Annotated in this window: 26 protein-coding genes and 1 pseudogene; 16 read left to right on the top strand and 11 right to left on the bottom strand. The window is 69.8% G+C overall.

Going from position 1 to position 23,302, the window contains the following annotated elements:
* Positions 1-11 precede the first annotated feature (11 nt).
* Positions 12-446 (bottom strand): ATP-binding protein, encoded by a 435-nt coding sequence (locus QQG74_RS02155; protein ID WP_341721108.1) that lies wholly within the window; start codon positions 444-446, stop codon positions 12-14.
* Positions 446-787: an STAS domain-containing protein gene (locus QQG74_RS02150; RefSeq protein WP_341718605.1), complete on the bottom strand. Its 342-nt coding sequence runs from the start codon at positions 785-787 to the stop codon at positions 446-448. Before QQG74_RS02150 ends, QQG74_RS02155 begins: the two co-directional genes overlap by 1 nt.
* Before the next feature lie 141 nt (positions 788-928).
* Between QQG74_RS02150 and QQG74_RS02145 the strand changes: the two genes are divergently transcribed.
* The 3 genes from QQG74_RS02145 to QQG74_RS02135 all read left to right on the top strand — a co-directional run bounded on the left by QQG74_RS02145 (position 929) and on the right by QQG74_RS02135 (position 4,411).
* Positions 929-3,445, top strand: a complete 2,517-nt coding sequence (locus QQG74_RS02145; RefSeq protein ID WP_341718604.1) for a DEAD/DEAH box helicase — start codon at positions 929-931, stop codon at positions 3,443-3,445.
* Positions 3,446-3,537: 92 nt separating this feature from the next.
* The gene (locus QQG74_RS02140; protein ID WP_341718603.1) at positions 3,538-3,744 is read left to right on the top strand and encodes a hypothetical protein; all 207 of its coding nucleotides are present in this window, start codon (positions 3,538-3,540) and stop codon (positions 3,742-3,744) included.
* A gap of 88 nt (positions 3,745-3,832) precedes the next feature.
* Positions 3,833-4,411, top strand: coding sequence for a hypothetical protein (locus QQG74_RS02135; RefSeq protein ID WP_341718602.1), 579 nt, complete (start codon positions 3,833-3,835; stop codon positions 4,409-4,411).
* A 166-nt stretch (positions 4,412-4,577) separates the two neighbouring features.
* On the opposite strand, the gene QQG74_RS02130 is transcribed toward QQG74_RS02135, so the two are convergent.
* The 7 genes and pseudogenes from QQG74_RS02130 to ssd form a co-directional block, all read right to left on the bottom strand.
* The gene (locus QQG74_RS02130) at positions 4,578-5,102 is read right to left on the bottom strand and encodes an Rv3654c family TadE-like protein (protein ID WP_341718601.1); all 525 of its coding nucleotides are present in this window, start codon (positions 5,100-5,102) and stop codon (positions 4,578-4,580) included.
* Positions 5,099-5,473, bottom strand: a complete 375-nt coding sequence (locus QQG74_RS02125) for a TadE family type IV pilus minor pilin (RefSeq protein ID WP_341721107.1) — start codon at positions 5,471-5,473, stop codon at positions 5,099-5,101. Before QQG74_RS02125 ends, QQG74_RS02130 begins: the two co-directional genes overlap by 4 nt.
* A 47-nt stretch (positions 5,474-5,520) precedes the next feature.
* Positions 5,521-5,649: a DUF4244 domain-containing protein gene (locus QQG74_RS02120; RefSeq protein WP_229705779.1), complete on the bottom strand. Its 129-nt coding sequence runs from the start codon at positions 5,647-5,649 to the stop codon at positions 5,521-5,523.
* A gap of 62 nt (positions 5,650-5,711) precedes the next feature.
* The gene (locus tag QQG74_RS02115) at positions 5,712-6,302 is read right to left on the bottom strand and encodes a type II secretion system F family protein (protein WP_341721106.1); all 591 of its coding nucleotides are present in this window, start codon (positions 6,300-6,302) and stop codon (positions 5,712-5,714) included.
* Between the two features lie 320 nt (positions 6,303-6,622).
* Positions 6,623-6,943, bottom strand: a pseudogene (locus QQG74_RS02110) (hypothetical protein); the annotation flags it as partial.
* 977 nt (positions 6,944-7,920) lie between these two features.
* Positions 7,921-9,120 (bottom strand): TadA family conjugal transfer-associated ATPase, encoded by a 1,200-nt coding sequence (locus tag QQG74_RS02105; RefSeq protein WP_341718600.1) that lies wholly within the window; start codon positions 9,118-9,120, stop codon positions 7,921-7,923.
* Positions 9,117-10,214, bottom strand: coding sequence for a septum site-determining protein Ssd (gene ssd / locus QQG74_RS02100; protein ID WP_341718599.1), 1,098 nt, complete (start codon positions 10,212-10,214; stop codon positions 9,117-9,119). Before ssd ends, QQG74_RS02105 begins: the two co-directional genes overlap by 4 nt.
* A gap of 263 nt (positions 10,215-10,477) precedes the next feature.
* Between ssd and QQG74_RS02095 the strand changes: the two genes are divergently transcribed.
* The 6 genes from QQG74_RS02095 (at position 10,478) to QQG74_RS02070 (ending at position 17,998) form a co-directional block, all read left to right on the top strand.
* Complete coding sequence (locus QQG74_RS02095; RefSeq protein ID WP_341718598.1) at positions 10,478-11,383, top strand: hypothetical protein; 906 nt, start codon at positions 10,478-10,480, stop codon at positions 11,381-11,383.
* Positions 11,384-12,298: 915 nt separating this feature from the next.
* The gene (locus QQG74_RS02090) at positions 12,299-12,496 is read left to right on the top strand and encodes a hypothetical protein (protein ID WP_119579704.1); all 198 of its coding nucleotides are present in this window, start codon (positions 12,299-12,301) and stop codon (positions 12,494-12,496) included.
* The gene (locus tag QQG74_RS02085; protein ID WP_131307950.1) at positions 12,493-12,897 is read left to right on the top strand and encodes a type II toxin-antitoxin system VapC family toxin; all 405 of its coding nucleotides are present in this window, start codon (positions 12,493-12,495) and stop codon (positions 12,895-12,897) included. The genes QQG74_RS02090 and QQG74_RS02085 overlap by 4 nt, the downstream gene beginning before the upstream one ends.
* A 511-nt stretch (positions 12,898-13,408) precedes the next feature.
* A complete protein-coding gene (locus tag QQG74_RS02080) occupies positions 13,409-14,746 on the top strand; it encodes a DNA cytosine methyltransferase (protein WP_131054375.1) in 1,338 nt (445 codons plus the stop codon).
* Positions 14,712-15,659 carry a PmeII family type II restriction endonuclease gene (locus QQG74_RS02075; RefSeq protein ID WP_161595000.1) on the top strand — a complete coding sequence of 316 codons (948 nt, stop codon included), beginning with the start codon at positions 14,712-14,714 and terminating at the stop codon, positions 15,657-15,659. The genes QQG74_RS02080 and QQG74_RS02075 overlap by 35 nt, the downstream gene beginning before the upstream one ends.
* A 1,772-nt stretch (positions 15,660-17,431) precedes the next feature.
* Complete coding sequence (locus QQG74_RS02070) at positions 17,432-17,998, top strand: HD domain-containing protein (protein WP_131054024.1); 567 nt, start codon at positions 17,432-17,434, stop codon at positions 17,996-17,998.
* On the opposite strand, the gene QQG74_RS02065 is transcribed toward QQG74_RS02070, so the two are convergent.
* On the bottom strand, positions 17,986-18,456 hold the full coding sequence (locus tag QQG74_RS02065; protein ID WP_131054023.1) for an NUDIX domain-containing protein: 471 nt from the start codon (positions 18,454-18,456) through the stop codon (positions 17,986-17,988). The two genes, QQG74_RS02070 and QQG74_RS02065, sit on opposite strands and share 13 nt — an antisense overlap.
* Positions 18,457-18,460: 4 nt before the next feature.
* Complete coding sequence (locus tag QQG74_RS02060; protein WP_131054022.1) at positions 18,461-19,219, bottom strand: XRE family transcriptional regulator; 759 nt, start codon at positions 19,217-19,219, stop codon at positions 18,461-18,463.
* 178 nt (positions 19,220-19,397) lie between these two features.
* Between QQG74_RS02060 and QQG74_RS02055 the strand changes: the two genes are divergently transcribed.
* From QQG74_RS02055 to QQG74_RS02025, 7 genes are all read left to right on the top strand, one after another.
* Complete coding sequence (locus tag QQG74_RS02055) at positions 19,398-19,718, top strand: hypothetical protein (RefSeq protein WP_089021118.1); 321 nt, start codon at positions 19,398-19,400, stop codon at positions 19,716-19,718.
* 365 nt (positions 19,719-20,083) lie between these two features.
* The gene (locus tag QQG74_RS02050) at positions 20,084-20,959 is read left to right on the top strand and encodes a hypothetical protein (protein WP_131054021.1); all 876 of its coding nucleotides are present in this window, start codon (positions 20,084-20,086) and stop codon (positions 20,957-20,959) included.
* 85 nt (positions 20,960-21,044) lie between these two features.
* The gene (locus QQG74_RS02045) at positions 21,045-21,911 is read left to right on the top strand and encodes an FtsK/SpoIIIE domain-containing protein (protein ID WP_131054020.1); all 867 of its coding nucleotides are present in this window, start codon (positions 21,045-21,047) and stop codon (positions 21,909-21,911) included.
* Positions 21,908-22,117 (top strand): hypothetical protein, encoded by a 210-nt coding sequence (locus QQG74_RS02040; protein ID WP_131054019.1) that lies wholly within the window; start codon positions 21,908-21,910, stop codon positions 22,115-22,117. Before QQG74_RS02045 ends, QQG74_RS02040 begins: the two co-directional genes overlap by 4 nt.
* Positions 22,118-22,203: 86 nt before the next feature.
* Positions 22,204-22,644 carry a hypothetical protein gene (locus QQG74_RS02035; protein WP_131054018.1) on the top strand — a complete coding sequence of 147 codons (441 nt, stop codon included), beginning with the start codon at positions 22,204-22,206 and terminating at the stop codon, positions 22,642-22,644.
* Positions 22,641-22,940 (top strand): hypothetical protein, encoded by a 300-nt coding sequence (locus QQG74_RS02030; RefSeq protein WP_341718597.1) that lies wholly within the window; start codon positions 22,641-22,643, stop codon positions 22,938-22,940. Before QQG74_RS02035 ends, QQG74_RS02030 begins: the two co-directional genes overlap by 4 nt.
* On the top strand, positions 22,937-23,284 hold the full coding sequence (locus QQG74_RS02025) for an RRQRL motif-containing zinc-binding protein (protein WP_341718596.1): 348 nt from the start codon (positions 22,937-22,939) through the stop codon (positions 23,282-23,284). The genes QQG74_RS02030 and QQG74_RS02025 overlap by 4 nt, the downstream gene beginning before the upstream one ends.
* Positions 23,285-23,302: the final 18 nt, after the last annotated feature.

Below are 23,302 nucleotides of genomic sequence, written 5' to 3'. Positions count from 1 at the left end.
ATGAGCGATATTCAGCGGTTCAGCGGCCACACCATTCGGACCTCGGTGCCGACGCCCTCGTCGACCGGCCGTACCTGAAGGTCGTCGACGAAGCCGGCGAGCAGCGCGAATCCGACGCCGGTGGTGAGATCGTCCTCGTTCAGCGACTCGTTGGCCAGCTGGTCGGCGTCGAGCGCGGCGAGACCGATGCCCGCCTCGATCGGCGCCCGGTCCACCACCCGCACCGCGTACGCGCCCGAGTCGGACATCTCGACCAGCACCGGTTCGGTCAGGCCGTACTGGCGATGCAGGGCGACCGCACGGGTGCACGCCTCACCGATGGCCAGGCGTACCTCGTCGAGCAGTTCCTCGCGAACCCCGGCCCGCCGGGCGACCGCCACCCCGACCAGGCGGGCGGTACGCACGTGCACCGGAGCCGGCGAGAAGGAGAGCCGGACCGTGGCCATCACGCGCCAGCACCGGTCGCCGCTTCGACCGTGGGATGTAGTGGGAACACCTGGTCCAACGCGGTGATTCGGAAGATCTTGAGCAGCGGCTCCTTGTCGCAGACCAGGGCGAAGGTGCCGCCGGCGGTACGCAGCCGCTTGAGCGCGCCGACCAGCACACCCAGGCCGGTGGAGTCGAGGAAGTCGACCCGGCCGAGATCCACCACCACATGCCGGGCCCCGCCGTCGATCAGCTCCAGCAGCCGCTCGCGCAGCCGAGGGGCGGTGTAGACGTCCACCTCACCGCCGACCTCGAGCACCGTGTGCTCTCCCACGGTGCGGGTCGCCAGTGACAGCTCCATCGGTCCCTCCTTGCGCAGCGGTAAGCTTCTTGGGCATCTAACCACTACCCGTGACTCCGGCCGACGACTCACCGGGGCGGGCCCGATCTCATCCGGCCCGCCGATTTCCGATTTCCGAACACCAGTGCGAGAGTGCAGGACGTGACCTCGGCAGCCAGCGTATCCGCCGGCCGTGGCGCCGAACGGCCACCGGGCTCGGCACCGGTCGCGGCTCCGGCCGTCCCGCCGGAAGTGCTGCTGCGCCGGCTGCGGCAACGGCACGCCACCGACCCGGTCACCCACGTCGAGCGGGTGCCACCCCGGGCCGGGGTGCCGGCACCCTGGCCACGGTGGGCTCCGGCGGAGCTGCGTGACGCGTACGCCCGGCGGGGGGTCACCATGCCGTGGCGGCACCAGGCCGAGGCGGCCAGCCTCGCGTACGACGGCCAGCACGTGGTCGTCGCCACCGGCACCGCGTCCGGCAAGTCCCTGGCGTACCAGTTGCCCGCGCTCGCCACCCTGCTCGCCGACCCCCGCGCCACCGTGCTCTACCTGGCACCGACCAAGGCACTCGCCGCCGACCAACTGCGCGCCGTCGCCGCACTGGACCTCGACGGCGTACGTCCGGCCTGCTACGACGGCGACACTCCGCGCGCCGAGCGGGAGTGGATCCGGCGGCACTCCCGGTTCGTGCTGACCAACCCCGACATGCTGCACCACGGCATCCTCCCCGGGCACGCGCAGTGGTCCGGCTTCCTGCGTCGGCTGACCCACGTGGTGATCGACGAGTGCCACATCTACCGGGGTGTGTTCGGATCACACGTCGCCCACGTGCTGCGCCGGCTGCGCCGCCAGTGCGCCCGCTACGGGCGGGCCGCCGGTCCGACGTTCGTGCTGGCCTCCGCCACCTCGGGGGACCCGGCTGCGGCGGCCGGGCGACTGATCGGGTTGCCGGTGGCGGCGGTCACCGAGGACACCTCGCCCCGGGCCGGGGTCACCTTCGCGCTCTGGGAGCCGCCACTGCTGCCCAGCGAGCCCTCCGGGGCCGGCGGTCGTCCGAGCAGGGTGTCGGGGTCCGGGGCCGGCGGTCCGGGCAAGGGGTCCGGGGCCGGCGGTCCGGGCAAGGGGTCCGGGGCCGGCGGTCCGGGCAGGGTGTCGGGGTCCGGGGCCGGCGGTTCGGTAGAGGTCGCGGATCTCACCCAGGTCCGCCGGTCGGCGTTGCGGGAGACCGCCGACCTGCTCGCGGACACCGTCGCCGCCGGGGTACGCACGCTGGCCTTCGTCCGCTCCCGGCGAGGTGCCGAGGTGGTGGCGACAAGTGCCCGGCGCAGCCTGGACGAGGCGGTTCCCGGGCTCGGCGAACGGGTCGCCGCGTACCGGGCCGGGTACCTGCGCGAGGAGCGGCGCGAGCTGGAGCGGGCGCTGCTGCACGGCGACCTGCTCGGGCTGGCCTCGACCAACGCACTGGAACTGGGCGTCGACCTGATCGGGCTGGACGCGGTGCTGATCTGTGGGTACCCGGGCACCCGGGCCTCGCTGTGGCAGCAGGCCGGCCGGGCCGGACGCTCCGGCCAGGAGGCCCTCGCGGTGCTGGTGGCCCGGGACGATCCACTCGACACCTATCTGGTGCACCATCCGGAGGCGGTGTTCGGCGCACCGGTGGAAGCCACCGTGCTCGACCCGGCCAACCCGTACGTGCTCGGCCCCCAGTTGGCCTGCGCGGCGGCCGAGGCCCCGCTGACCTCGGCCGACCTGGAACTCTTCGGCGACGGCACGAAGGAGGCGGTCGAGGCGCTGGTCGAGGCGGGCGCGCTGCGGCAGCGGCCGACCGGCTGGTACTGGCGACACCGGGAGCGCCCCGGGGTGGACCTACGGGGCGAGGGCGGTGCCCCGGTCTGCGTGGTGGAGGCGGCCACCGGTCGGCTGCTCGGCACCGTCGACGGCGGTTCCTCGCACGTCCAACTCCATCCCGGCGCGGTCTACCTGCACCAGGGCGTGTCGTACGTGGTGGACGCGCTCGACCTGGACGACGGCTGCGCGCTGGTGCACCCCGAGGAGCCGGACTGGTCCACCCACGCCCGGGACGTCACCTCGCTGTCGGTGGTGTCGGTGCGCTCGTACGTCGACGCCGGGCCGGTCGGGCTCTTCCTGGGCGAGGTGGACGTGACAAATCAGGTGGTGTCGTACCAGCGCCGCCGGATCGCCACCGGCGAGGTGATCGACACCCGTCCGCTGGACCTGCCGGCGCGGGAGTTGCGTACCGTCGCGGTCTGGTTCACCCTCTCCCCCGAGTCGCTGGCTTCGGCCGGTGTGGAACCGGCCCTGGTGCCGGGGGCGTTGCACGCCGCCGAGCACGCTGCGATCGGGCTGCTGCCGCTGGTGGCCACCTGCGACCGGTGGGACATCGGTGGGCTCTCCACGGCGCTGCACCCGGACACCGAGGCACCTACCGTCTTCGTCTACGACGGCCACTCCGGCGGGGCGGGCTTCGCCGAGCGGGCGTACGGCATGGCCGCCGCCTGGCTGCGGGCCACCCGCGACGCGATAAGCGAGTGCGGCTGCGAGGCGGGTTGCCCGTCCTGCGTGCAGTCGCCGAAGTGCGGCAACGGCAACAATCCGCTCTCCAAGCCGGACGCGGTCCGGGTGCTCGACGTGGTGCTGACGAACCTGCCCCGCTGACCGGCATGAAACGCGAGCCGGTCGGGCAGAATTGATGGGAGCGCTTCCATCGATGCCTGTTCGTTCTGCCCACATACCTGTGAGGAGGGGCCGTGGCCGACACCATTGCCGAGACCGTCGACCTGCTCTACAACATCGACCAGGAGAAACTCAGCACCGACCAGCAGATCGCGCTGGGCGCGGCGCTCGCCACCCTGGCCCAGGCCGAGCGGCTGGATCAGATCAACGAACGGCTCCGCACCATCCAGCAACTGCTCACCAACTGGACACACCGGTCAACGGTCGACGGCATCCGCTGACGGGGTTGGTTGGCTGGTCGACCGTCCCGGGCGCTGGTGCTTGCCGGGCTGTGCGACACTCCGGCGCACCCACGGTTGAGGAGACTTCATGCAGCTCGATAACTTGCAGGCCCAGCACCAGTTCCACATCCGCCAGCGGATCCGGTTCATGGTCAACCAGTACGAGGTACACAGCGTCGCATCGGACGGTTCCGAGGGCGGGCTGCTGGCGTTCGCCCAGCAGAAGCGGCTCGCCTTCAAGGAACAGGTGACGATCTACACGGACGACTCGAAGCAGCAGCCGTTGCTCGGCTTCAAGGCTCGGCAGCGGCTCGACCTCGCCGCCACGTACGACGTCACCGACCACGCCGGCAACCCGATCGGCCTGTTCCGCAAGGACTTCGCGCAGTCGCTGCTCCGCTCGACGTGGCACGTCGAGCAGGCCGGGCTGCCCGCCGTCACCGGCCAGGAGCGCAGCATGCCGGTGGCCCTGCTGCGTCGCTTCGTCGACTCGCTGTCCTGGCTGCCGTACCACTTCGACTTCGTCGCGGGCGGCCAGCCGGTCTTCTCGGTGATCAAGAAGTGGGGTCTGCGGGACCGGTACGTCGTCGAGATCCAGCACCCGCAGATCGACCGCCGCCTGGTGATCGCCATGGCAATCGCCTTGGATGCCCTCCAGGGCCGCTGACCCGGGGTCCGGGGCGGCCCGCCCGTCACGGCTCGCGCATCGCGGCTCGCCCGTCACGGCGGGCGAGCCGCCCCCGCTCATCGCGGCTCGCTCGTCACGTGGCCGCACGCGCTGCCTTCGAGCTATCCCGGTGGCGGAAAGGCGCAACATGCCGCAACTGGCGAGCTCAGCCGCGCAGCGGACCGGCACGGGAGGTTGCCGTGGCGACCCGCCGCAGCCCCGGCAACGGCTCGACGGTCAGCTCTGCCGTGACCAGGACGTCGAGTCCGTCGAGCTGACACCGGATCAGCCGGGCACCGTTCGCGGCGACGATCTCGGCGGCCTGGTTGCACACCGCCGACTCGTCCTGAAGGGCGCGGGCGGCACCGGCCAGGGCACCGAAGTCGGCGGCTACCCGGGCCTGCTGGCGGGCCATCCGAGCCGCGCCAACACCCGCGCCGAAGAGTCCACTCAGCACGAACACCAGCCCTACTGCCAGCAGGCAGATGGTGGCTCCGCCACGCTCCCGGTCCGGGCCCCGCTGCCGTCCTTCCCGCTGCCGTCCTTCCCGCTGCCGGCTGGCGGGCCGCTGCCGGCTGGCCGGTCGCTGCCGGCTGGCCGGCCGAGGCCGGCTGGCCGGCCGAGGCCGGCTGGCGGGTCGCCGCGTCCACAAGGAGGTGGGGCCGGCGGCCCCGTCTTGGATGGCGCTCATGGCTGCGGCTCCGGTGCGCCCGGCTCGGCCACCGCCACGGCCACGCCAGTCACGGTGACCGCCGGCAGGTCACCGCCGAGCACGCGTACCGGTGCCCGCACCGTGGCCCGGACCCGTTCGCCCGCCAGCACGACGACCACCTCCGCGTTCGACGGTGCGTGCTGGCTGCCGGCAAGCGTGCCGTCTCCACCCCGGGAGGCGGCGAGCGCCGCCTCCCGTGCCGCGTCCAGGCAGGCCGCCTTGGTGCTGACCGCGTTGACGGCGGTCAGACCGGCGAGCAGGAGCAACAGCAGCGCCGGCAGGCCGGCCGCCATCTCGGCGGTGAACGAGCCCCGGTCGAACGAGGTGGCCGACTTCCCCGACCGGCTCACCCAGCTGCCCGCCCGGCTCACCCGGCGACCGGCCAGCCGGCGCCTGGTCAACTCAGCGCCCGGTCGATGACGGCGGCCAGGGCCGACTGCACGCTGTCGGAGGTCAGCACCTTGAGCAGGATGCCGCCGAAGGCGACGGCCGCAAGCGTCCCGACAGCGTATTCAGCGGTGTTCATTCCGGCGTCCCCGCGAAGGCGGGCGAGAATTCTGCGCACGTGTTCGTCCTTTCTCGATGGGTTCACAGCACGTCGCCGAGGACGGCGACGATCACCGGCACCAGACCGGCGAGAATGAAGGCCGGCAGAAAACACAGGCCCAGCGGCAGCACGATCAACACCCCGGCCCGGCGGGCCGCCGCCTCGACCGCGATGGCCCGGTCCGCACGAAGGTCGTCGGCGAGCCGGGTCAGGGCACCCGCCAGGGCCGCGCCGCTGCTGGCCGACCGCACGGCGGCGGTGCCGATGCGCTGCCCGCCCGGCACCGTGGCCAGGTGCTCCCATGCCTCCTGCGGTACGCCGCCGAGTTGCAGCGTCCGGCCGACCCGGTTGAGCTGCTCGGCCAGTGGACCGCCGAGCGCGTCGGCCACCGCGAGCACCGAACGCTCCACCGGCGCACCTGCTCGCAGCGCCGCCGCCAGCAGGTCGGCGGCGAGCGGAAGGTCTGCGGTGGCCCGCAGTCGCCGGGTACGCACAGCCGGGTGTTCGATCCGACGGAGCAACCGGTCCAGCAGCACCACGGTGGGCAGCGCCGCCACCAGGCCGGCCCAGCCCTCGATCAGTACGGCCACGGCCACCCCAACCAGTCCGGCGGCCAGCCGGATGGTGTCCACTCGACGGCGTACCGAACTGCCCGACGGCTCGTTACCGGCAGCTACCGAACCGTCCGCAGCTACCGAACCGTCCGCAGCTACCGAACCGCCCGCAGTCACCGCGCTGGCCGCAGCCTTCACGCCGGCCGATTGATCGCCGCCGGCACCGAACCGGCCAGGTCGACGGGTTGCGCCGCTGCGGCGGCCGGGCCGGAGAGCGGTGGCGGGGTCGCCGCGCGCCAGCCGGCGTAGCCGGCGCTGCGGACGATGCCGGCTGACCGCCAGCACGATGAGCAGCACGGCACCGGCGACGCAGCCGATGGCCAGGGTCAGGCCGGACATCAGCCCACTCCGGCGGGTACGGCACCGAGGCGATCCGCCCAGAGCAGCCCGACCACCTGAAGGGCGACGGCGACGATTGCGCATCCGCCCCCGATCGGCGTGTGCAGCAGGACATCGAGCGGGTCCACGCCGATGCCGTAGCCGAGGCCGATACCACCCAGGGGCAGGGCGGCCAGCAGCCAGGCGGTGGCCCGTGCCCCGGCCGCCTGAGCCGCCGCCGCAGCCAGTCCCCGGTCCGTCGACCTGGCGTCCGCCTCGATCCGCTCGACCAACTCTGCCAGCGGTGCGCCGGTCCGGTCGGCGAGGCGCACCGCAGCCTGGGCCAACCGCCCGGGACGGTCCGGCAGCGCCTCAGTATCGGAAGGTATTCCGGTCTCGGTGCCCGCACCCCGCCCCGAGGCAGCTCGGCTGGGCTCGGCGACCGAATCGGTGCCGGTGCGCCGGTGAGAGTCGTCCGGCCCGTCCGGTCCCGGTGCGGGCTCGTGCGGCCGAGCCTCGGCGGGCTCGGCGGGAATCGACGCCATCGGACCGCTGAGTCCGAGTCGTTCGGCGGCCACCGGGACCGGCAGCCCAGCCCGGAGGTCTGCGGCGAGGGCGCACAGCTGATCCAACCGGTCGCGGCGGTCCTGCGTCGCCCGAGCCGCCGCGCCGTGCCGCAGCAGCGCCCGTGCTCCCAGCGCGCCGTATCCACCGAGCGCGACCGCCGCCACCGTGCCGGCGAGCACCCCACCGAGCCCCGCGCCGAGCAACACGGTAAGCAACAGGGTGCGTCGGGGCCGAACCGCCCAAGCTGGCGGTGACGTTGGCACCGACGGATTTCCACGCTGCGCCGACGTGTGCCGATCGGCCACCGGCCTGCCGAGTAGTGCGGCGGATGCGGCGGAGGACGTGCCAACAACGAGGGCTGAGCTGCCCGACCCGAGGGCTGAGCTGCCCGAGCTGACGGTTGCAATGCCCAGCGTGCGGGCTGGTGTGCGCGGACCGGAGGGTGCCGCGCCGAAGGCGGGGACCGGTGGGCGGCGGCTACCTCGCCAACCCGGCGGACGGGAGGCGGCCGGCGGGCCGGAATCGATCACCGGCGTACGCAGGCCGGATCGGCCTTGGGCGACGCAGGCAACCGATAGGTGGGGTTCGGGTGTCTCCGCCGGATCCTCGGCTGCGCGCAACGCCACGACCCAGTCGACGAGCGGGTCCTCGGCGCCGAGCCGACCGGATCTCGCCACCAGCCAACGGCGGATCGGCCACGCCGCGATGGCCACCAGCCCCAGCAACGCCAGTGTCCACCCGTACCCGCCGCTCATGACCGGCGCTCCGATTCGGGCCACGGTTCGCAGAGGATCGGTGGCACCGGCACGTCACGGCTTCGGATCAGAGTGCCCAGCGCCCGTGCCGCCAGGCCGATCCCACCACCTCGGATCCAGGCGGGGACCGTCGTGACCAGTCGTTCCGGACCTTCCGGCAGCAGCAGGCAGATCGACTCCAGCATCCGCCCCTGCGGCGTACGACGAATGTGGAACACCACCTGGAGGGCCGAGGCCAGTTGGGCGTGCAACGCCGGACGCGGCAACCCACCGAGCATGCCGAGCGCCTCCAGTCGGGCCGGTACGTCCGACGGCGCATTGGCGTGCAGCGTCCCGGCACCACCGTCATGCCCCGTGTTGAGCGCCGCGAGAAGATCCACCACCTCCCCGCCTCGGCACTCGCCCACCACCAGCCGGTCCGGACGCATCCGCAACGCCTGCCGAACCAGCTCGCTCAGGCCGACCGCGCCGGAACCCTCGACGTTCACCGTGCGGGCCTGCAATCCGACCACGTGCGGATGCACCGGACCCAGTTCGGCGGCGTCCTCGACCAGCACGATCCGTTCGGTGGCCGGCACCAACCCGAGCAGCGTGTTCAGCAGCGTCGTCTTGCCGGAACCGGTGCCGCCGATCACCAGGTACGCGAGCCGGGCCGCCACCACCGCAGCGAGCACCGGTGCGACCGGCCGGGCCACCGCACCCTGCGCGACCAACTCGTCCAGGGTGAAGGGACGTTGCCGGAAGGTACGCAACGACAGGTACGGCCCGTCGGTCGCCACCGGCGGCAGTACGGCGTGCAGGCGCGTACCGTCGGCGAGTCGCGCGTCCGCGTACGGTGATCCGTCGTCCAGACGGCGACCGGCACCGGCGGTGAGTCGTTGCGCGAGCCGGCGGACGTCGTCCACGGTGCCCACCGGTACCGGGACCTGGTGCAGCCCCTGCCCACGATCGACCCACACCCGGTTGCCGTTTACCAGCACGTCGGTCACCTCTGGATCCGCGAGCAGGGGGGCGAGCGGGCCGGCACCCACCAGGTCGTCGCGTACCTGGTCGGCCATGCGCAGCAGGGCGGTGTCGCCGAGGACGGCGGCTTCGGACTCCGCGCGTACCGCGGAAACGATCGCGGCCGGGGTGACCGGCGTCGCGGCGGCGGCGATGCGCTGCCGCACCCGGGCGGCGAGCGTCTCCCCGGTCATGCCGCACCGACCGAAGCCTGGCCGGTCAGGTCGGCGACGATCCGCTGGCAGAGCTCGGCGAGCGGGCCCCGCCCGCTGGCAGCCGGCGCCTCGCCCCGCTCCAGCCCACGACAGAGCGCCGGCTCCGGGCGCAGGGTGCCGGCCACCGGCAGGCCGAGTGCCCGGCCCACCTCGGCCGCGCGCAGCCGCCCAGGTGCCGGGCCTCGGACGATGACCGAGAGGTCCTGACAGTGGGGTGCGGCGACCGCGACCACCCGGGCCGCCGCAGCGGTCGCCCGCAGCTCGGCCGGCACCATCACGAAGACCCGGTCGGCCGCCTGGAGCGCGGTGACGGCCGCGTCGTCGAGCTGCCGGGGCAGGTCGACCACCACGAACTCCCGGCCACGTCGGGCCGCGTCCAGGGTGGCCGCCATCGCCTCGGCCGGTACCGCGAGCAGGTCGCCCCGGTCCCAGGAGAGGACCACCAGGTCGCCTCGGCTGGGCAGCGCCCGGACCAGGGCCGGGGCGTCCACCCGCCCGTCGGCACCGGTCAGGGCCGGCCACCGCAGCCCCTCCAACTGCTCCCAGCCGAGCACCAGGTCGAGACCGCCACCGAGCGGGTCGGCGTCGAGCAGGAGGGTACGCAGCCGGGCCCGAGCGGCGGTGACGGCGAGTCCGCCGGCCAGGATGCTCGCCCCGGCACCGCCTCGGCCGCCCAGCACGGCGACGACCCGAGCCGTTGCCGCGCCGTCGACCACGCATTCGGCGAACTGGTCGACCAGCCACGGCTCGGCGGCCGGCAGAATGGCGACGTGTTCGGCGCCGAGCAGGTCCGCGACCTGCCATCCGGGCTCCATGTCGCTGGCCCGCCCGACCAGCACCAGTCGGGACCGTCGGGGCAGCCGCGCCCGTAGGCAGGGCTGCGCCTGGTCGCTGCCGACGAGCACCAGCGGGGCCGGCTGCCAACGGGTACGGGCGGCTGCCGGATCGGCGGCAACCTCCACCTCGACACCGCCGGCGGCGGCGAGCCGGAGCAGGTCGTCGAGCAGGTCACCATCGGCCGTGACGACCAGTGGTGGTCGCCGGTGCGGCGGGACGGAGGTACGGGATGGCATCGCGGCCTCCAACGGTCGGCGGGGGTTCGCTGAGCCGAACCCTGCCTCCGCCGTCACCCCTGACGCCGCCCCGCACCGCTGATCTGTGGATAACCGAGGCTGCTGTGGATAACGCCCGCAGTACCTGTTGATCTGATATGGACGGTCTTCGCCCAACGGGGTAGATTTCGGCCCTCACCAGCCATGGCGCAATGTGACACGCAACACGCATAATCGACGTCCTGTGCCGTCGGCGGAACGGCAACCCTCGCCGGATCGAGGTCATGAAGCACTCACCCGAGCACGAGCCCGAGCACCCCGACGCCCGCACCGAGCCCCGGCTCCGGATCGGTCCGTGGCTGTCCAGCCCGCACGCCACCACGCCGCCACCACGACCAGCGCTGCCGATGCCGCCGACACCACAAGCGCTACCGGCGGCTCCGGTCGTGGGCGCGAGCCAGCCGCAGGCATCCTCCTCCGCCGTACGCCCATCTTCGGTCGCCGCCGTCGAGCCGGTCCGGCGCGGCGACGGCCGTACCTCACACCGGTTGATGCTGGCCGGCGTCGCCGCCGCCGTACTCGGTCTCCTGCTCACCACGCTCTGGCCGGCGACGGAACCGCCGCCGGTCGTCGGCGCGGACGGCCCGGCCGGCTGGTTGGGCCCCTCGCCCGTCGGGCTGACCCCAGGGTCCGCGACCTCCACGTCGCCGTCCGCCACGTCGTCGGTCGGCGGCGTCTCCTCCTCCCGCCCGGAGCGACCAGGGCACATCTCCGCGCCGGCGCGTTCCCCGTCCGCCGCCCCCTCCCGGACCACCCCCGCACCCAAACCGAGTACGCCCAGCGCCCACCCGACGCCGCCACCGTCGAAGCCGGTCAAGTCACCCCCGACCACCCGCCCCGCCCAGCCGCCGCAGTTGGCACCGCTGCCACCCCGGCGCGAGCACCACCTACGCTCGGTCGGCGGTGGCGCGGAGACCAGCATCGAGTTCGTGAACCTCAGGTCCCGCCCGGTGATCCTCTACTGGCTCGACTACCAGGGCCGGCGCCGGCAGTACGCGGTCATCCAGCCGTCGCAGACCCACCGGCAGCACACGTACGTCGGGCACCCCTGGGTGGTGACCGATGGTCGAGGCTGGGCACTGGCCTGCTTCGAACCGACCCGCACCCCCGCCCGCGCCGAGATCCGCTGACCGCGCGCCCGACGAGGGTGGCGGCGGCCGGTGACTTGCGTCGGAGCGTTTCCCTGGGAAAGGGACGACCCCGTCGGGGGTAAGTGGCCTGCCGTAGCAGCGAGTGTGATCGAATGCCGTGCCGCGTGGTCAGCCGCATCGGTCATGCCGTCGAGCATGGTCGAGTCGGGGTACGCGGTGCGGCGTTCGCTGACGATCCGCTGACTCCTGCCCTTCGCCGACTCGTCGACCCGCCAGCGATCAAGCGTGACGCGACCTGATGGCCGCCCGGCGCCGCTCTCGCCGAAGTAGCCAGTCCGGCTTCAATCCCCCATGCCTGCCTATGTGCTCGCACGGCTCGCGTTGTCGGTAGCCACCAGGAACGCTGCGTCCAACGGCGTCCCAAAACGCCTTGGCATCGCCCAGGTGCCCGCTACCGGTGTACCAGTGCAGTCCTGGAATCTCCTCACGGAGCGCCCACAGGGCCACCGAAGCAAGGCCCTGACGCTGGTACTCCTCGACGGTGTATGGCTTATCGACCCAGGCTGTTCGGCAGTGCGGGCACACGATGTACTCGACGGCAAATGCGAACTCCCCGTCGAGGTTCGCCTGCCGGCACCGCCAGCCGAAGTACCTGCCTGACGAGGTGTCCTGCCAGGGCGTGTCAAGGGTCGGGAGCTGGGCGACCGAGTAACGTCGGCGCCGGATCGCCTGGTCAGCGGCGGTGTGATCCTGTTGACCGCCTGGACACCGGCTACTGGCACGTGGCTGGCACGGCGGCGCGGCTGTCCGGTGGCGTATGGCTTACCGCCTCCGGCCTCTCGGGCCGGGGGCGGCTTGCCGTGCCGTCGGCTCTCCGCGCGTCTGAGTGCGGGTGGTGTCGGTGCTGACCGTGCGACAATGAGTAGCGGTGTGTGGTGGAGGAGGTGAGTCGTGATGTCGAGCAATGCGGAGCGGATGCCCGAGTGGCCGACCGCTGAGCATGTGCCGGTGGAGGAGTTGGCCCGTCGTCAGGGTGTGCGGCCGGTCGCCTCCGTCGACGACCTGGCCCGGCCGGACCTGTTCGAGTCGGACGAAGAGTTGGACGACTTCCTCGCCGACCTGTACGCCTCTCGGCGGGCCAGCGCCGCGTGAGCCTGGTCGTCCTGGACACCGACGTGGCGTCGGCGATCCTGCGGGGTCGCCTGCATGACCGGCTTCGTGCCCGGCTGGCGGGTAAGACACTGTGCATCACATTCGTCACGCTCGGCGAGCTGACCAAGTGGACCGTGCTGCGGAGCTGGGGGCCACGCAAGCTGGCTGACCTCGCGCAGTGGCGGTCTGGTGTGGTGCTGCTGCCCTTCGACGAGGCGGTGGCGACCACCTGGGGCCAACTCCAGGCGCGGGCGCAGCATCGGGGGCGTCCCCGCCCGACGAACGACTCCTGGATCGCGGCCTGCTGCCTGGTCGACCGGCTGCCGCTGGCGACCTTCAACGGCAAGGACTACGCCGACTTCGCCGAGTACGACGGCCTACGCCTGTTCGACGTCTCGTAGCTCCACCGACCCCGGCCCGACGCGGCCGAACTGCGCTGACTGGTCCTGGCCGTCAGCCAGCATCGTGCGCAAACCGGACCGCAGGGCCAACGCGGGACGTTGGACGGAACCTGAGCAACGAAAGATCGGGTCCGGCTGACGTTCGCTGACTTTCAGCGCTTCGCCCGGCCTGGCCAATCCGGAGGAGACAACCGGTGACTTGCGTCGGAGCGTTTCCATGGGAAAGGGACGACCCCCGTCGGGGGGATGCGGTCTCAAGCTGTCGGCCGCTGCCATCTGGTAGCGGCCCGCGTCGACGAGCAGGTGCCGGGCATCGTCGGTTCTCGTTCGGGGTCGGCCCGCGTCGATGTTCCTGCTGCCTCTTTGCTGCCTCGCTGCCTGATGAGGATCCACACCTTGCTGGATCCGTTGGTCGATCGAGGCATGCGCGCCTCCTTCATAGCGACCTGGCTCACCAGATACCTTGTATCAAGGTCACATCCCTCGCAAGGATGGGACTTGCGCAGACCTTGTGTCCACCACCCTGCGCCAGCCAGACGAAGGGACCGAGTTCATGAGCCGGGGACCGCAACCAGGTCGCGACGTGGTCTCTCTGTTCTCAGGAGCGGGCGGGCTCGATCTTGGGCTTGAGTGGGCAGGCTGGAACATCGTCGCCCAGGTCGAGATGGACGCTGACTGCGTGGGCACCCTCCAGAGGCAGGCAAAGAACCGTGAGCTGCCGACATTGGTTCTTGATCGCCGACTCGAAGACATCGACCCCGTCCAGCTCCGTAACGATCTCGGCTTCAAGCTGGGAGAGCTTCCTCTCCTAGCAGGCGGTCCCCCATGCCAGCCCTTCACCACGTCCGGCCGTCGGCAGGGACTGTCCGACGCGCGAGCAACCACTCTTTTCCCCGCCTACCTCACTTGGGTTGATGCCTTCGATCCGCAGTTCCTCTTGATCGAGAACGTTGACGGCATGCTGTCAGCGGCACTCCAGCACCGCCCTTTGGTTGAGCGGGGGCCGCGGTGGCCGATGGACGCGCCACTGGAGGAGCGGAAGGGCTCCTTCCTCAAGTGGCTGCTCGACCAACTTCGACTTCGCGGCTATGCCCTGAGCTGGGGAGTCGCCGAGGCAGCTGACTACGGCGTTCCGCAGATGCGCCAACGGTGCGTCCTAATCGCAGCCAAGGGCACCGTCCCGTGCTGGCTGCCCCGGCCGACCTTCGGCACCCCGGAACAGCCGTTCAAGTCTCTCCGGGAGGCGCTCCAAGGGATCGATGATCTCGGGCCCGTCATGCCAATCAGCGAGCGGAAGAAGGCCGTCTACCGTCACATCCCCCCAGGAGGCAACTGGCGAAGTCTCCCTGATGCTCTCCAGCGCGAGACGATGGGACGCGCGTACCACGCCACCGGCGGCAAGAGCGGGTGGTGGCGGCGGCTGTCGTGGGATTCACCTGCGCCAACAATCCTCGGGATGCCAGACCACTCAAGCACCGCCCTGATCCATCCCGACGAGCTTCGGTGCCTGTCAGTCAACGAATGCGCCGCCGCTCAAAGCTTCCCGGCAGGTACCGAGTTCGTCGGTGGCTTCCGCAGTCAGTACCAGCAGGTTGGCAACGCCGTACCACCGCTGCTCGGCAAAGCACTTGGGGCGCAGCTCCTTCGGTTCGCTTCCGGGGAGCGGGAGGATGAACCACCGGTTCCGGCTTGGCGCCAAAGTTCGGCCAACCGCAGACCTGGCACGCATGGCTGGACGCTGGCCAACGGCTACCATCTTCACGTTCCGATTCGCCCGGACCACGTGTGGGCCGCGTACGACGTGGAGACGCCTGTTGACGCAAGAGCAAAGGTCGACGATACCGCCTGAGTCGGCTGAAATTGTCGCTGCTGTACGAGAGCTTGCCGGCGTTCCTACGGGCACCGGTCCCGATGACGCTCACCTTGTCGCTGGAGTAAGAGGGTTCGCAGAGGCGTTCCACTACTGGTACACCCGCGTCATCCGTGAGTCGGTGCCCGACTACAGGAACCTCATCATCAAACGGATTAACCCGTTCATCCGGAGGATCCAACTGGACGGGCTGGCCGCGCCCGATGCCGCGCGACGGCTGGTGGAGGACTACGACAGCCGCAACTTCGTCACTGCTGGAGGTTGGGCACTGGAGGCGTTGGCCAGCGACGGAAGTCCCGATGCCCAGAAGTCGGCTGCGGAGGGCATCGACCTCCAGAGGTTCGACCCTCTTACCGGGGACCACCACCTGTACGTCCTCAAGAGCGGGCTAGTCACACGAAACAGCGACATCGTAAAGGCCCTCAAGCGGAACTCACGGCAAGCTGAGAAGCTGCTGCGCCAGGGACGAAGCACCGGGGCGGTGCACGCTAACTGGGCCGTAGTGGCGGGCAAGACGTCTAGCACCTACGAAGACGGCGTGAATCGGCCGTCGTCTGCGGAATTCTGGGGTGAAGTCTTCGGCTTGGACGAGGTCCAGGCGGTAGACCTGGCGTTGGCGATGGCTGCGGTAGCTGGTCAAATGATCAAGAACGACGCGAGCCAACACCTGCAAGCTCTCCAGTTGCTCGTCGGAGACTACATCGCCGACCGAAGCGAGAACCTCATTGTGGATTGGGAGTTCCTTGCCCGCCGCAACATGCAGACGCCGGACAACTGGAGGGCGGAGGACAAGGCGAGACACGTCCGTGCTCTTAAACGACTGGCAGCTACCGGCTATGTTCTTACACCTAAGATCCCCCGGACGAGGACAGGATCGTCGGATAATGACTGATGTGTGGTGGGCCGGCGCTCGGGAGCACCAAGCCGCGTAGAGCATCGAGGCGCTGCAAAATCGGCATGCCCCAACCTGGCGACATCTCACTGCTGCCGTAGCTCTAGGTCCGCGATTCTCCCGCTTTCGCTGCTGCTGCGATGCTCAAGGGGCATCATGCCGATATTCTTTCCCGTATCCGAGCCACTAACCGAAAGCACGGCGAGGTTCATCGCTGTGGCAAATGTCCTTGCAGGCGTCGAACAGTACGCGAACAGTTGCCGCGAACCAGGATTCACGCTACTGGAGAGCGAGGCCCGTCGGGTTGCGGCCACACCTGTTCGTGGAGGCCGAGAACTTACATCGAGGGTAATGACTCGACTTCGTATCGCGTGGCAGACAGAATTGGCGGCACGAGCAGGCGACGCCTTAGATGACCCTGTGTTGCGGCGTGTCGCAGCGCAGACCCTTCCCGTACAGGCTTACTATGCCGTCTTCAATGCCGCGAGGGCCATGACTCTCGTCGCAGGCGCTCCTGTCGACACGCACGCCGCCGTGCAAAGAGACTTCGAATCTCAGCGGGCTCGCCGAGCCGCTGGGCCTTGGCGTTTGACTCTGAGCGGCGACCCGAAGGCTGCTAGCACGTGCTCACTTGAACCTGCCGTGTGCACGGTCACAGGGTTCAACCTGCTGGAGTCCGGTCACGAGGCGGCAGAGTACGTCGCTGCAGGGTTAAGAATGACACGTAAATGGAAGCTCGAAGCTGCGCGGGATGAATGGCTCAAGCGAAGTCGCAAAAAAGACGGTAGCCGCTATCAAAATCTATCTCCAGCGGGCCGAGCGGAGATACTCAGCGGCTTGCGCCGGACGACCTTAATCGACTTCCTATACGAGATGCGACGCCGCACTAACTACGAATCTGTGGACGAATACGGATCCGACGCTACGGATGCCGAAGTTCATCGCTTCCACGAAGGCCTCCTCTATGTCACCAAGAGTGGGCTACTGCTTTATGAAACACAAATCGCCCAGTACGCCGGAATAAAGGCGTTGACAGATGCGGCGGCAGAGTGGTCTCGGTCCGTGAAAAGGGCAGGCAGGTGGGCGACCGAAGCCGTAGACGAGAGACTCAACGCAATAGGGCAAGCCGTTCGATAAGGCAGAGCGACAGCTGACCGGGTTTAGCCATCCCGTTCGCCGTCGACCCGCCCACCGTGGGAGCGGGCCTCCGCCCGGCCCGCCACGTCAAGCGGGCCTTGACGCACGTTCGGACGCTGGCGGGCCGGGCGGTGGTCTGCTCGGCTTGCCCGGGTCGATGGCGGGCGGGATGGCCGCGCAACCACCCACGGACCGCAAGACGCGGACAAAGCCCCGGCCATCCTGGAGCCGGAGCGCCCCCGCCGGAGGCGCAGTAGCCGCGACCCGTATCCGCCGCCAGGTTCGCCAACGCAGCCGGCGTCGCTCGCCTGCGCCGCGCGGGCTCGTGGCCGCGCGGCCCGGCCGGCTGCCGGCCCACCACCTCACCGGTCAACGGTCTGTCGTTTCTGCGGCGGCCCTCCGGGATTCCCGCTCTCCGCGCCAGCCGCCGGGCATCAGGCGTGACGGCCGCAGAGCGACAGCGGCAGCGGCCGGCGCGCGCCCAGGCGGCGGCGCGTGCGGCCCGTTCAGGGCCGCCTTGAAGACGTACAGAAAGTTTGAACCACATCGCCGGTAGCCGGTAGCCGGCTGGCCTCGTGCCGTCGCCCAGCGGACACAGGATGGTGCGGACCTCGCGCGCTCCGTACCCTGGCGGCATGGCCGACCTCGTCGACACCGCTCGGGAAGTTGCGCGGCATCTGCTGGAGATTCCGCTACCTCGTCGGTGGAGTCACGTCCAAGCGGTGGCCGCCAAGGCGGACCGGGTCAGCACTGCCGTACCGGTCGAGGATCGTGCGGTGCTCGTGGCCTCGGCGTGGCTGCATGACGTGGGTTACAGCCCGGATCTGGTCGACACCGGCTTTCACTCGCTCGACGGGGGCCGCTGGCTGCGGCGGGAGCGGTTCAACGAGCGGATTGCTGCCCTGGTGGCTCACCACTCCTGCGCCTGGCTGGAAGCGGAGGAGCGTGGACTCGGTGAGATCCTGGCCGCCGAGTTCCCTCGGGAGGAAACCGCGGTAACAGACGCGCTCTGCTTCTCAGACATGACGACCGGGCCGGACGGGCAGGACTTCGAGGTGTTGGAGCGGCTGGCCGAGATTCGGTCGCGGTACGGGCCGGAGCACCTGGTTACCCGGTTCATCGGCCGGGCGGAACCGGAGATGGTCGCCGCTGTGCAGCGGACTCAACAACGGCTTGTTGGCAGCGTCTCTCAGCCTATGTAGGGCTCGGCGCGGTCCTCGTAGCCGTGGCTGATGCGGAGCAGGGTCGACGGGTGGATGTCGAGCGCATCCAGCTCGTCGCGGGCCACCCATCGAACGTCGCTTGACTCGTCACTCGGGGTCGGGGTGCCGCCGACGGGGACGGCTCGGAAGCAGAGCGAGAACTGCTGTCGTACCTCGCCGTCTGAGTAGGCAACGACGTGGCCTGGGTCGGAGTAGACGCCCACTAGGCCGGTCACCTCGACGCTGATGCCGGTCTCTTCGCGGGTCTCTCGGGCCGCTGTCTCGGCGACCGATTCGCCGATCTCCTGGCCGCCGCCAGGCAGTGACCACAGGCCGTTGTCGGTGCGTTGGATGAGCAGCACCCGGCCTTGCTCGTCGCGGACGAAGACGGAGACGGCCACGACGATGCTGTTGGCCTTCGGCGCGTTCGGGTCGTGGTAGTGCTCGGTTCTCGCCATGGCTCTAGGCTGCCACCTCACCGACTGGCAGCGGCTTCGAGGCGGACAGGACGCGGTCGAAGCTGTCGGCGTATGTGCCGAACAGGTCGCCACCGTTGAGCCGGCGGAGGTGCATCACTGGCGCGTGTGGGGCCGGGAAGCCGTAGACGTGCGTGTTGACCAGCATCTCATCGTCGAACCGGTAGATCGAGTTGTACAGCGTCGTCTCGTGGTAGAGCACCGTCACTCCGGGTGCGCCGTCAAGGTGCTTGTACGACTGCTGCACCTGACGAATCTTCGCGGCCATCACGCCGGGCGCACCCTCCTCGATGCTTCTCCGCTCGATTGCGGCGCTGTCCGGGTTCCCGAGCAGGATCGTCACTGCGACACCACCGGCGCCTTTTTGACGCAGGACGTCAACGAGCCTCGGGTCTTGCTCCAACAGGAAAAGGCCGGCGTAGGCCAGCACATCAATCCGGGTTTCGGCCCGTTCGATCAGTCGCCGCCATAGGTCGTACGGCACGGAGGATCGCCGGGAGTAGAGCTGGACCATCTCACTCTGACCGATCTTCGACGCCTTCTCCGGACTCACCGCGTCGGGCCACAGGTACGGCACATCCTCACGCACCATCGCCGCGATCGCGTGCCGGTGGCGGGGGTACGGCGTCCGGTCCTGCGTGATCCACCGTTCCACGGTCTTCGGGTCGACTCCGATCCGCTCGGCCACGACGACGGGAGTCAGGCCGTTGCGCAGGATGGCATCGCGTAGCCGGTCGTTCGGCATCCGACCCTCCTCAAGGGACGACTAGGGACAACTAGACGATAGCCAAGACGTCCCATAGTCGTCCAGCCCATCGGATGGGCTGTCCCCCGCTTTCCGGGAGCCTTATCCGCAGGAGGCCAAGAGCAAGAGTCCACCGGGGACAAGCTCAATATCTGGCCCGAGACACAGGAGGTCTGTTGTGAAGCTGTACGTGGACACCCAGAGCAAGCAGGTTCAGGTGACGAAGGACCCCGAGCCGAAGAACGACCAGAACGGCAATCAGCGGTCGGAGAAGAACACCGGCCGGCTCATGTGGTCCACCCAGGTCTTCGTACTCGACGAGACCGGCGGCGAGATCATCACCATCACCACGGCGGGAGAGAAGCCGGGCGTGACGGTGGGACAGCTCGTCGCTGTCGAGCAGTTGGAGGCCATTCCGTGGGCGACCAACGGGCGTAACGGCGTCGCGTTCCGCGCCATCTCGCTGAAGCCGAAGGCTGGTAACTCGGCGGCTAAGTAGTCCTTCGCTCACCGCGCTGTGTGAGCCTCTGGTGTCTGATGCACGAAGCGGCCTGATGGTCCGCTGATCTGATCCATCTTCGGTCCGGGAGCGTTTCTGGCTCCTATTCTCCCGGCCCTGGCAACCCGTGGTTGCCCTATCCAATTGGCGCGGGGTCGGTACTGGTTTCTACACCTGCCGACCCCGCCTGCCCAGTTCAGTACGGGTCGCTACGCGGCCTGAGTGATTTCGAGCCCGGGGCCGGTACTGGCTCCTACACCTGCCGACCCCGTGCTCTCCAACCCATCCAGCCCAATTGCTTGGGAGGACGTGTCGTGTCCAAGTCTAGCCCTCGCCGCTCGTTCGGCCGGAAGTCAACCGGAACGGTGACAGTAATCGAGGCCAAGGTTCACCGGTCCTCGGCCCGCAACGCCCGAATGGCGTTCATCCTCACTGCGGTCATCCTCGGCGTACTCGGTGCCGTGGTGGCCGCCTCCTACGTACACCCCATCATCGCGCTGTTCATCGGCGCGGCCATCGGCGTCCCGTGCGGCGCGCTGGCCTGGCTCCTGGTCCGCATCTGGCCGGTCCTGCGGCTGCTGTGGTGGTGGACCCCCGAAATCATCCTTGCCGTCGCTCTGCTGACGGCGTGGGTGCAGCTCGCCACCCACACCCCGACCATCGTCACCCTGGCCGTCGTCGCGGTCGTCCTCGGCGTTCCGGCCACCATCCCCACCGTTCGACGCCAGGTCGTCGCCTGGGTGTGGTGCCTGATCGTGCGCCACCGGCTGCGCGTCTGCTTCGCGCAGTTCATCATCGCCAACCAGTCTGGCTCCCTCCCGCTGATTCTGTGGGCCAAGCCGACCCCGGTCGGCGAACGGGTCTGGGTCTACCTGCGACCCGGCCTGTCCCTGGCGGACCTGGAAGGCCGACTCGACAAGATCGCCGTCACCTGCCACGCCTCGTCCGTCCTGGTCGAGCGCGCCTCCGACGGGAACGCCGCGTACCTGCGGTTCGACGTCAAGCGCCGCGAGGTGCTCACCGCAACCGTCACGTCCCCGCTGGCCGACGTCATCACTCCCGACGCTCCGGCCACCGACCGACCGACGCCGGTCATCCCCACCGCCCTGGACCTGCCCGACGTTCAGGCACCCACGGTCACCCTGCCCATCCAGACCAAGAAGCAGGCCGCCCCGTCGGCCAACGGCAGCAAGCCATCCGCAGCGTCGTCGGACGTCGACGACGTCTCCGACTGGATCTGATCCCGCAACCCATCCCGGACGCGGGGAGCCCTACGGGCTCCTTCGTGTGGCTCTCCGCGCCCATCAACGCCCAAGGAGGGCACCCATGACTACGGCACCCGCCCCGACCGCCGGCATTCCGGTGGGGCCTGGCCTGTCGATGTTCGACCCGATCTTCGTCGGCATCGACGAGTTCGGCCAGCCTGTCTACATCACCCTGGCCTATCGCAACCTGCTCGCCGGCGGTGAACCCGGCGGCGGTAAGTCCGGCCTACTCAACACCATCGCGGCCCACGCCGCTCTCTCGGCTGACTCCCGCCTCGTCCTGCTCGACGGCAAGCTCGTCGAACTCGGCCAGTGGGAAGACTGCGCCGACGCCTTCATCGGCCCCGACATCACCGCCGCGCTCGACGTCCTCCGACGCCTACAGCAGGTGATGAACAACCGGTACGCGTGGCTGCGCGCCCACGGGCGTCGCAAGGTCACCGCTCTCGACGGCCTCTCCGTCATCACCGTCCTGGTCGACGAGATCGCCTTCTACTCCGCCACCATCGGCGGCAAGCAGGAACAGGAAGAGTTCGTCGCTCTCCTACGGGACCTGGTCGCCCGAGGCCGTGCCGCCGGCATCCCCGTCGTCGCCGCCACCCAGCGACCGTCGTTCGACATCATCCCCACCAGCCTGCGGGACCTGTTCGGCTACCGCGCCGCGTTCCGCTGCACCACCCCCAACAGCTCCAACATCGTCCTCGGCCACGGATGGGCCGAGCAGGGCTACACCGCCACCGACATCGCCCCCACCAACCAGGGCGCCGCGTACCTCATCGCCGAAGGCGGCACTCCCCGCCGCATCAAGGTCGCCTACCTGACCGACGCCCAGATTGCCGGCATCGCCGACTACGCCGCCTGGACTCGTCGTCCCACCCGCTCATCCGACCCGACCGGATCTCGACTCGATTGGGGAACCGCCGCATGAAACTGCGAGAGCTGATCCGCGCCCGTCGCACCCCGCCACCGGCCACCGGGTACACCGACCGACACGTCATCGGTACGGCCGAGGAGATCGCCACGCTCATGGAGCTGGCCACCGAACGCGGGCTCCTCGTCTTCGCCTCAGCACCCGTACAGGTGCCCGGCGATCCCACCCGATTCCGCCGCTACCTGCGGCTACGCGCCAACTGATCGGCCGACGGAACCGGCTCAAGCCCTGGAAAGCAGACCGGTTCCGCCGACCTCCCACCAAGCCCTTCTGAAAGGACGTGGCTGCCATGAAGGCTACCCAGAACCCACCTACCACCGGAACGGTCACCACTGCTGCCCTGCTCCGGATGGCTGCCCTCTACCTGCGCCGGCACGGCTGGCACCAGGGCACCTACTACCGCCCCACCACCGACACCCCGACCCCGCCGGCCTGCGTCGCCGGGGCCATCGGCATCGCCGCCGCCGGCCACCGCGTGCAGCACTTCTCCCAACTCGCCCCCGATGCCCTGGGTGACTACCTCGCCGCGCTCGACGCATTTGTCGACTACCTCGACACCACCGCGCCGGTCTTCCTCGTCGACGAGGACGGCTTCGTCATCGACGAACGCACCTCCCCGTACTCGTGGAACGACGACCCGGCGCGTACCGCCGAGCAGGTCATCACCGCCCTGGAGACGGCCGCCGACGAGTGGGATGACCTCCACACCACCGGGGGTGAGAACCGGTGAGCACTGTCAAGAAGTCCTTGACGCCTCGCATCCCCGTACAGAAGCGGCGGGAGGTCGTCGAGAACACCGAGTTCGCCGCGTTCGCCCGGCGCATCATTCGCGCCCACGGTCGCCGCGTCGCCACCGGGGACGTCGAAGCCCTTCGCGACCTGGTCGCCCTCTCCGCCGTCATCGACGAGGCAATCACCGACGCCGTCGTCGGGCTCCGCTCCTTCGGCTACTCCTGGGCCGAGATCGGGCAGCGCCTCGGCATCTCCCGCCAAGCCGCCCAGCAACGCTGGGGAGACCGGCCGTGACCACTTACTACGACCCGACCGGCACCCGCTTCGGGTTCCCCACCTACCCCTACCGGATGGCACCCAACGGGCTCGCCACCCTGCGGCAGCTTCGCGCTGCCGGTCTGCGTCCCGGCGGGAATGACCCCGTCGCCCAGATCCTCTGGCGGCGCGGTAAGCGCGTCGCCTACCTCTACCGCCTCGACCTGGCCAAGCCCAAGCGCACCGCTACCCCCGCGCAACGAGAGGCGATCGGCAAGGCACTGCGTGCCCGCCGTACCTGCGCCGTCTGTGGCCTGGTCCAGCCCTACTACATCCCGCACCGCTACGGCTGCTGCCTCGACTGCCACGAAGGAGACTCCTGATGGGCGTCCTGATCACCT

It is taken from the genome of Micromonospora sp. FIMYZ51 (assembly GCF_038246755.1).
Classification (GTDB): Bacteria; Actinomycetota; Actinomycetes; order Mycobacteriales; family Micromonosporaceae; genus Micromonospora.
The sequence above is the reverse complement of the archived record's forward strand: the minus strand, read 5'-3'. Positions and strand labels throughout refer to the sequence as shown.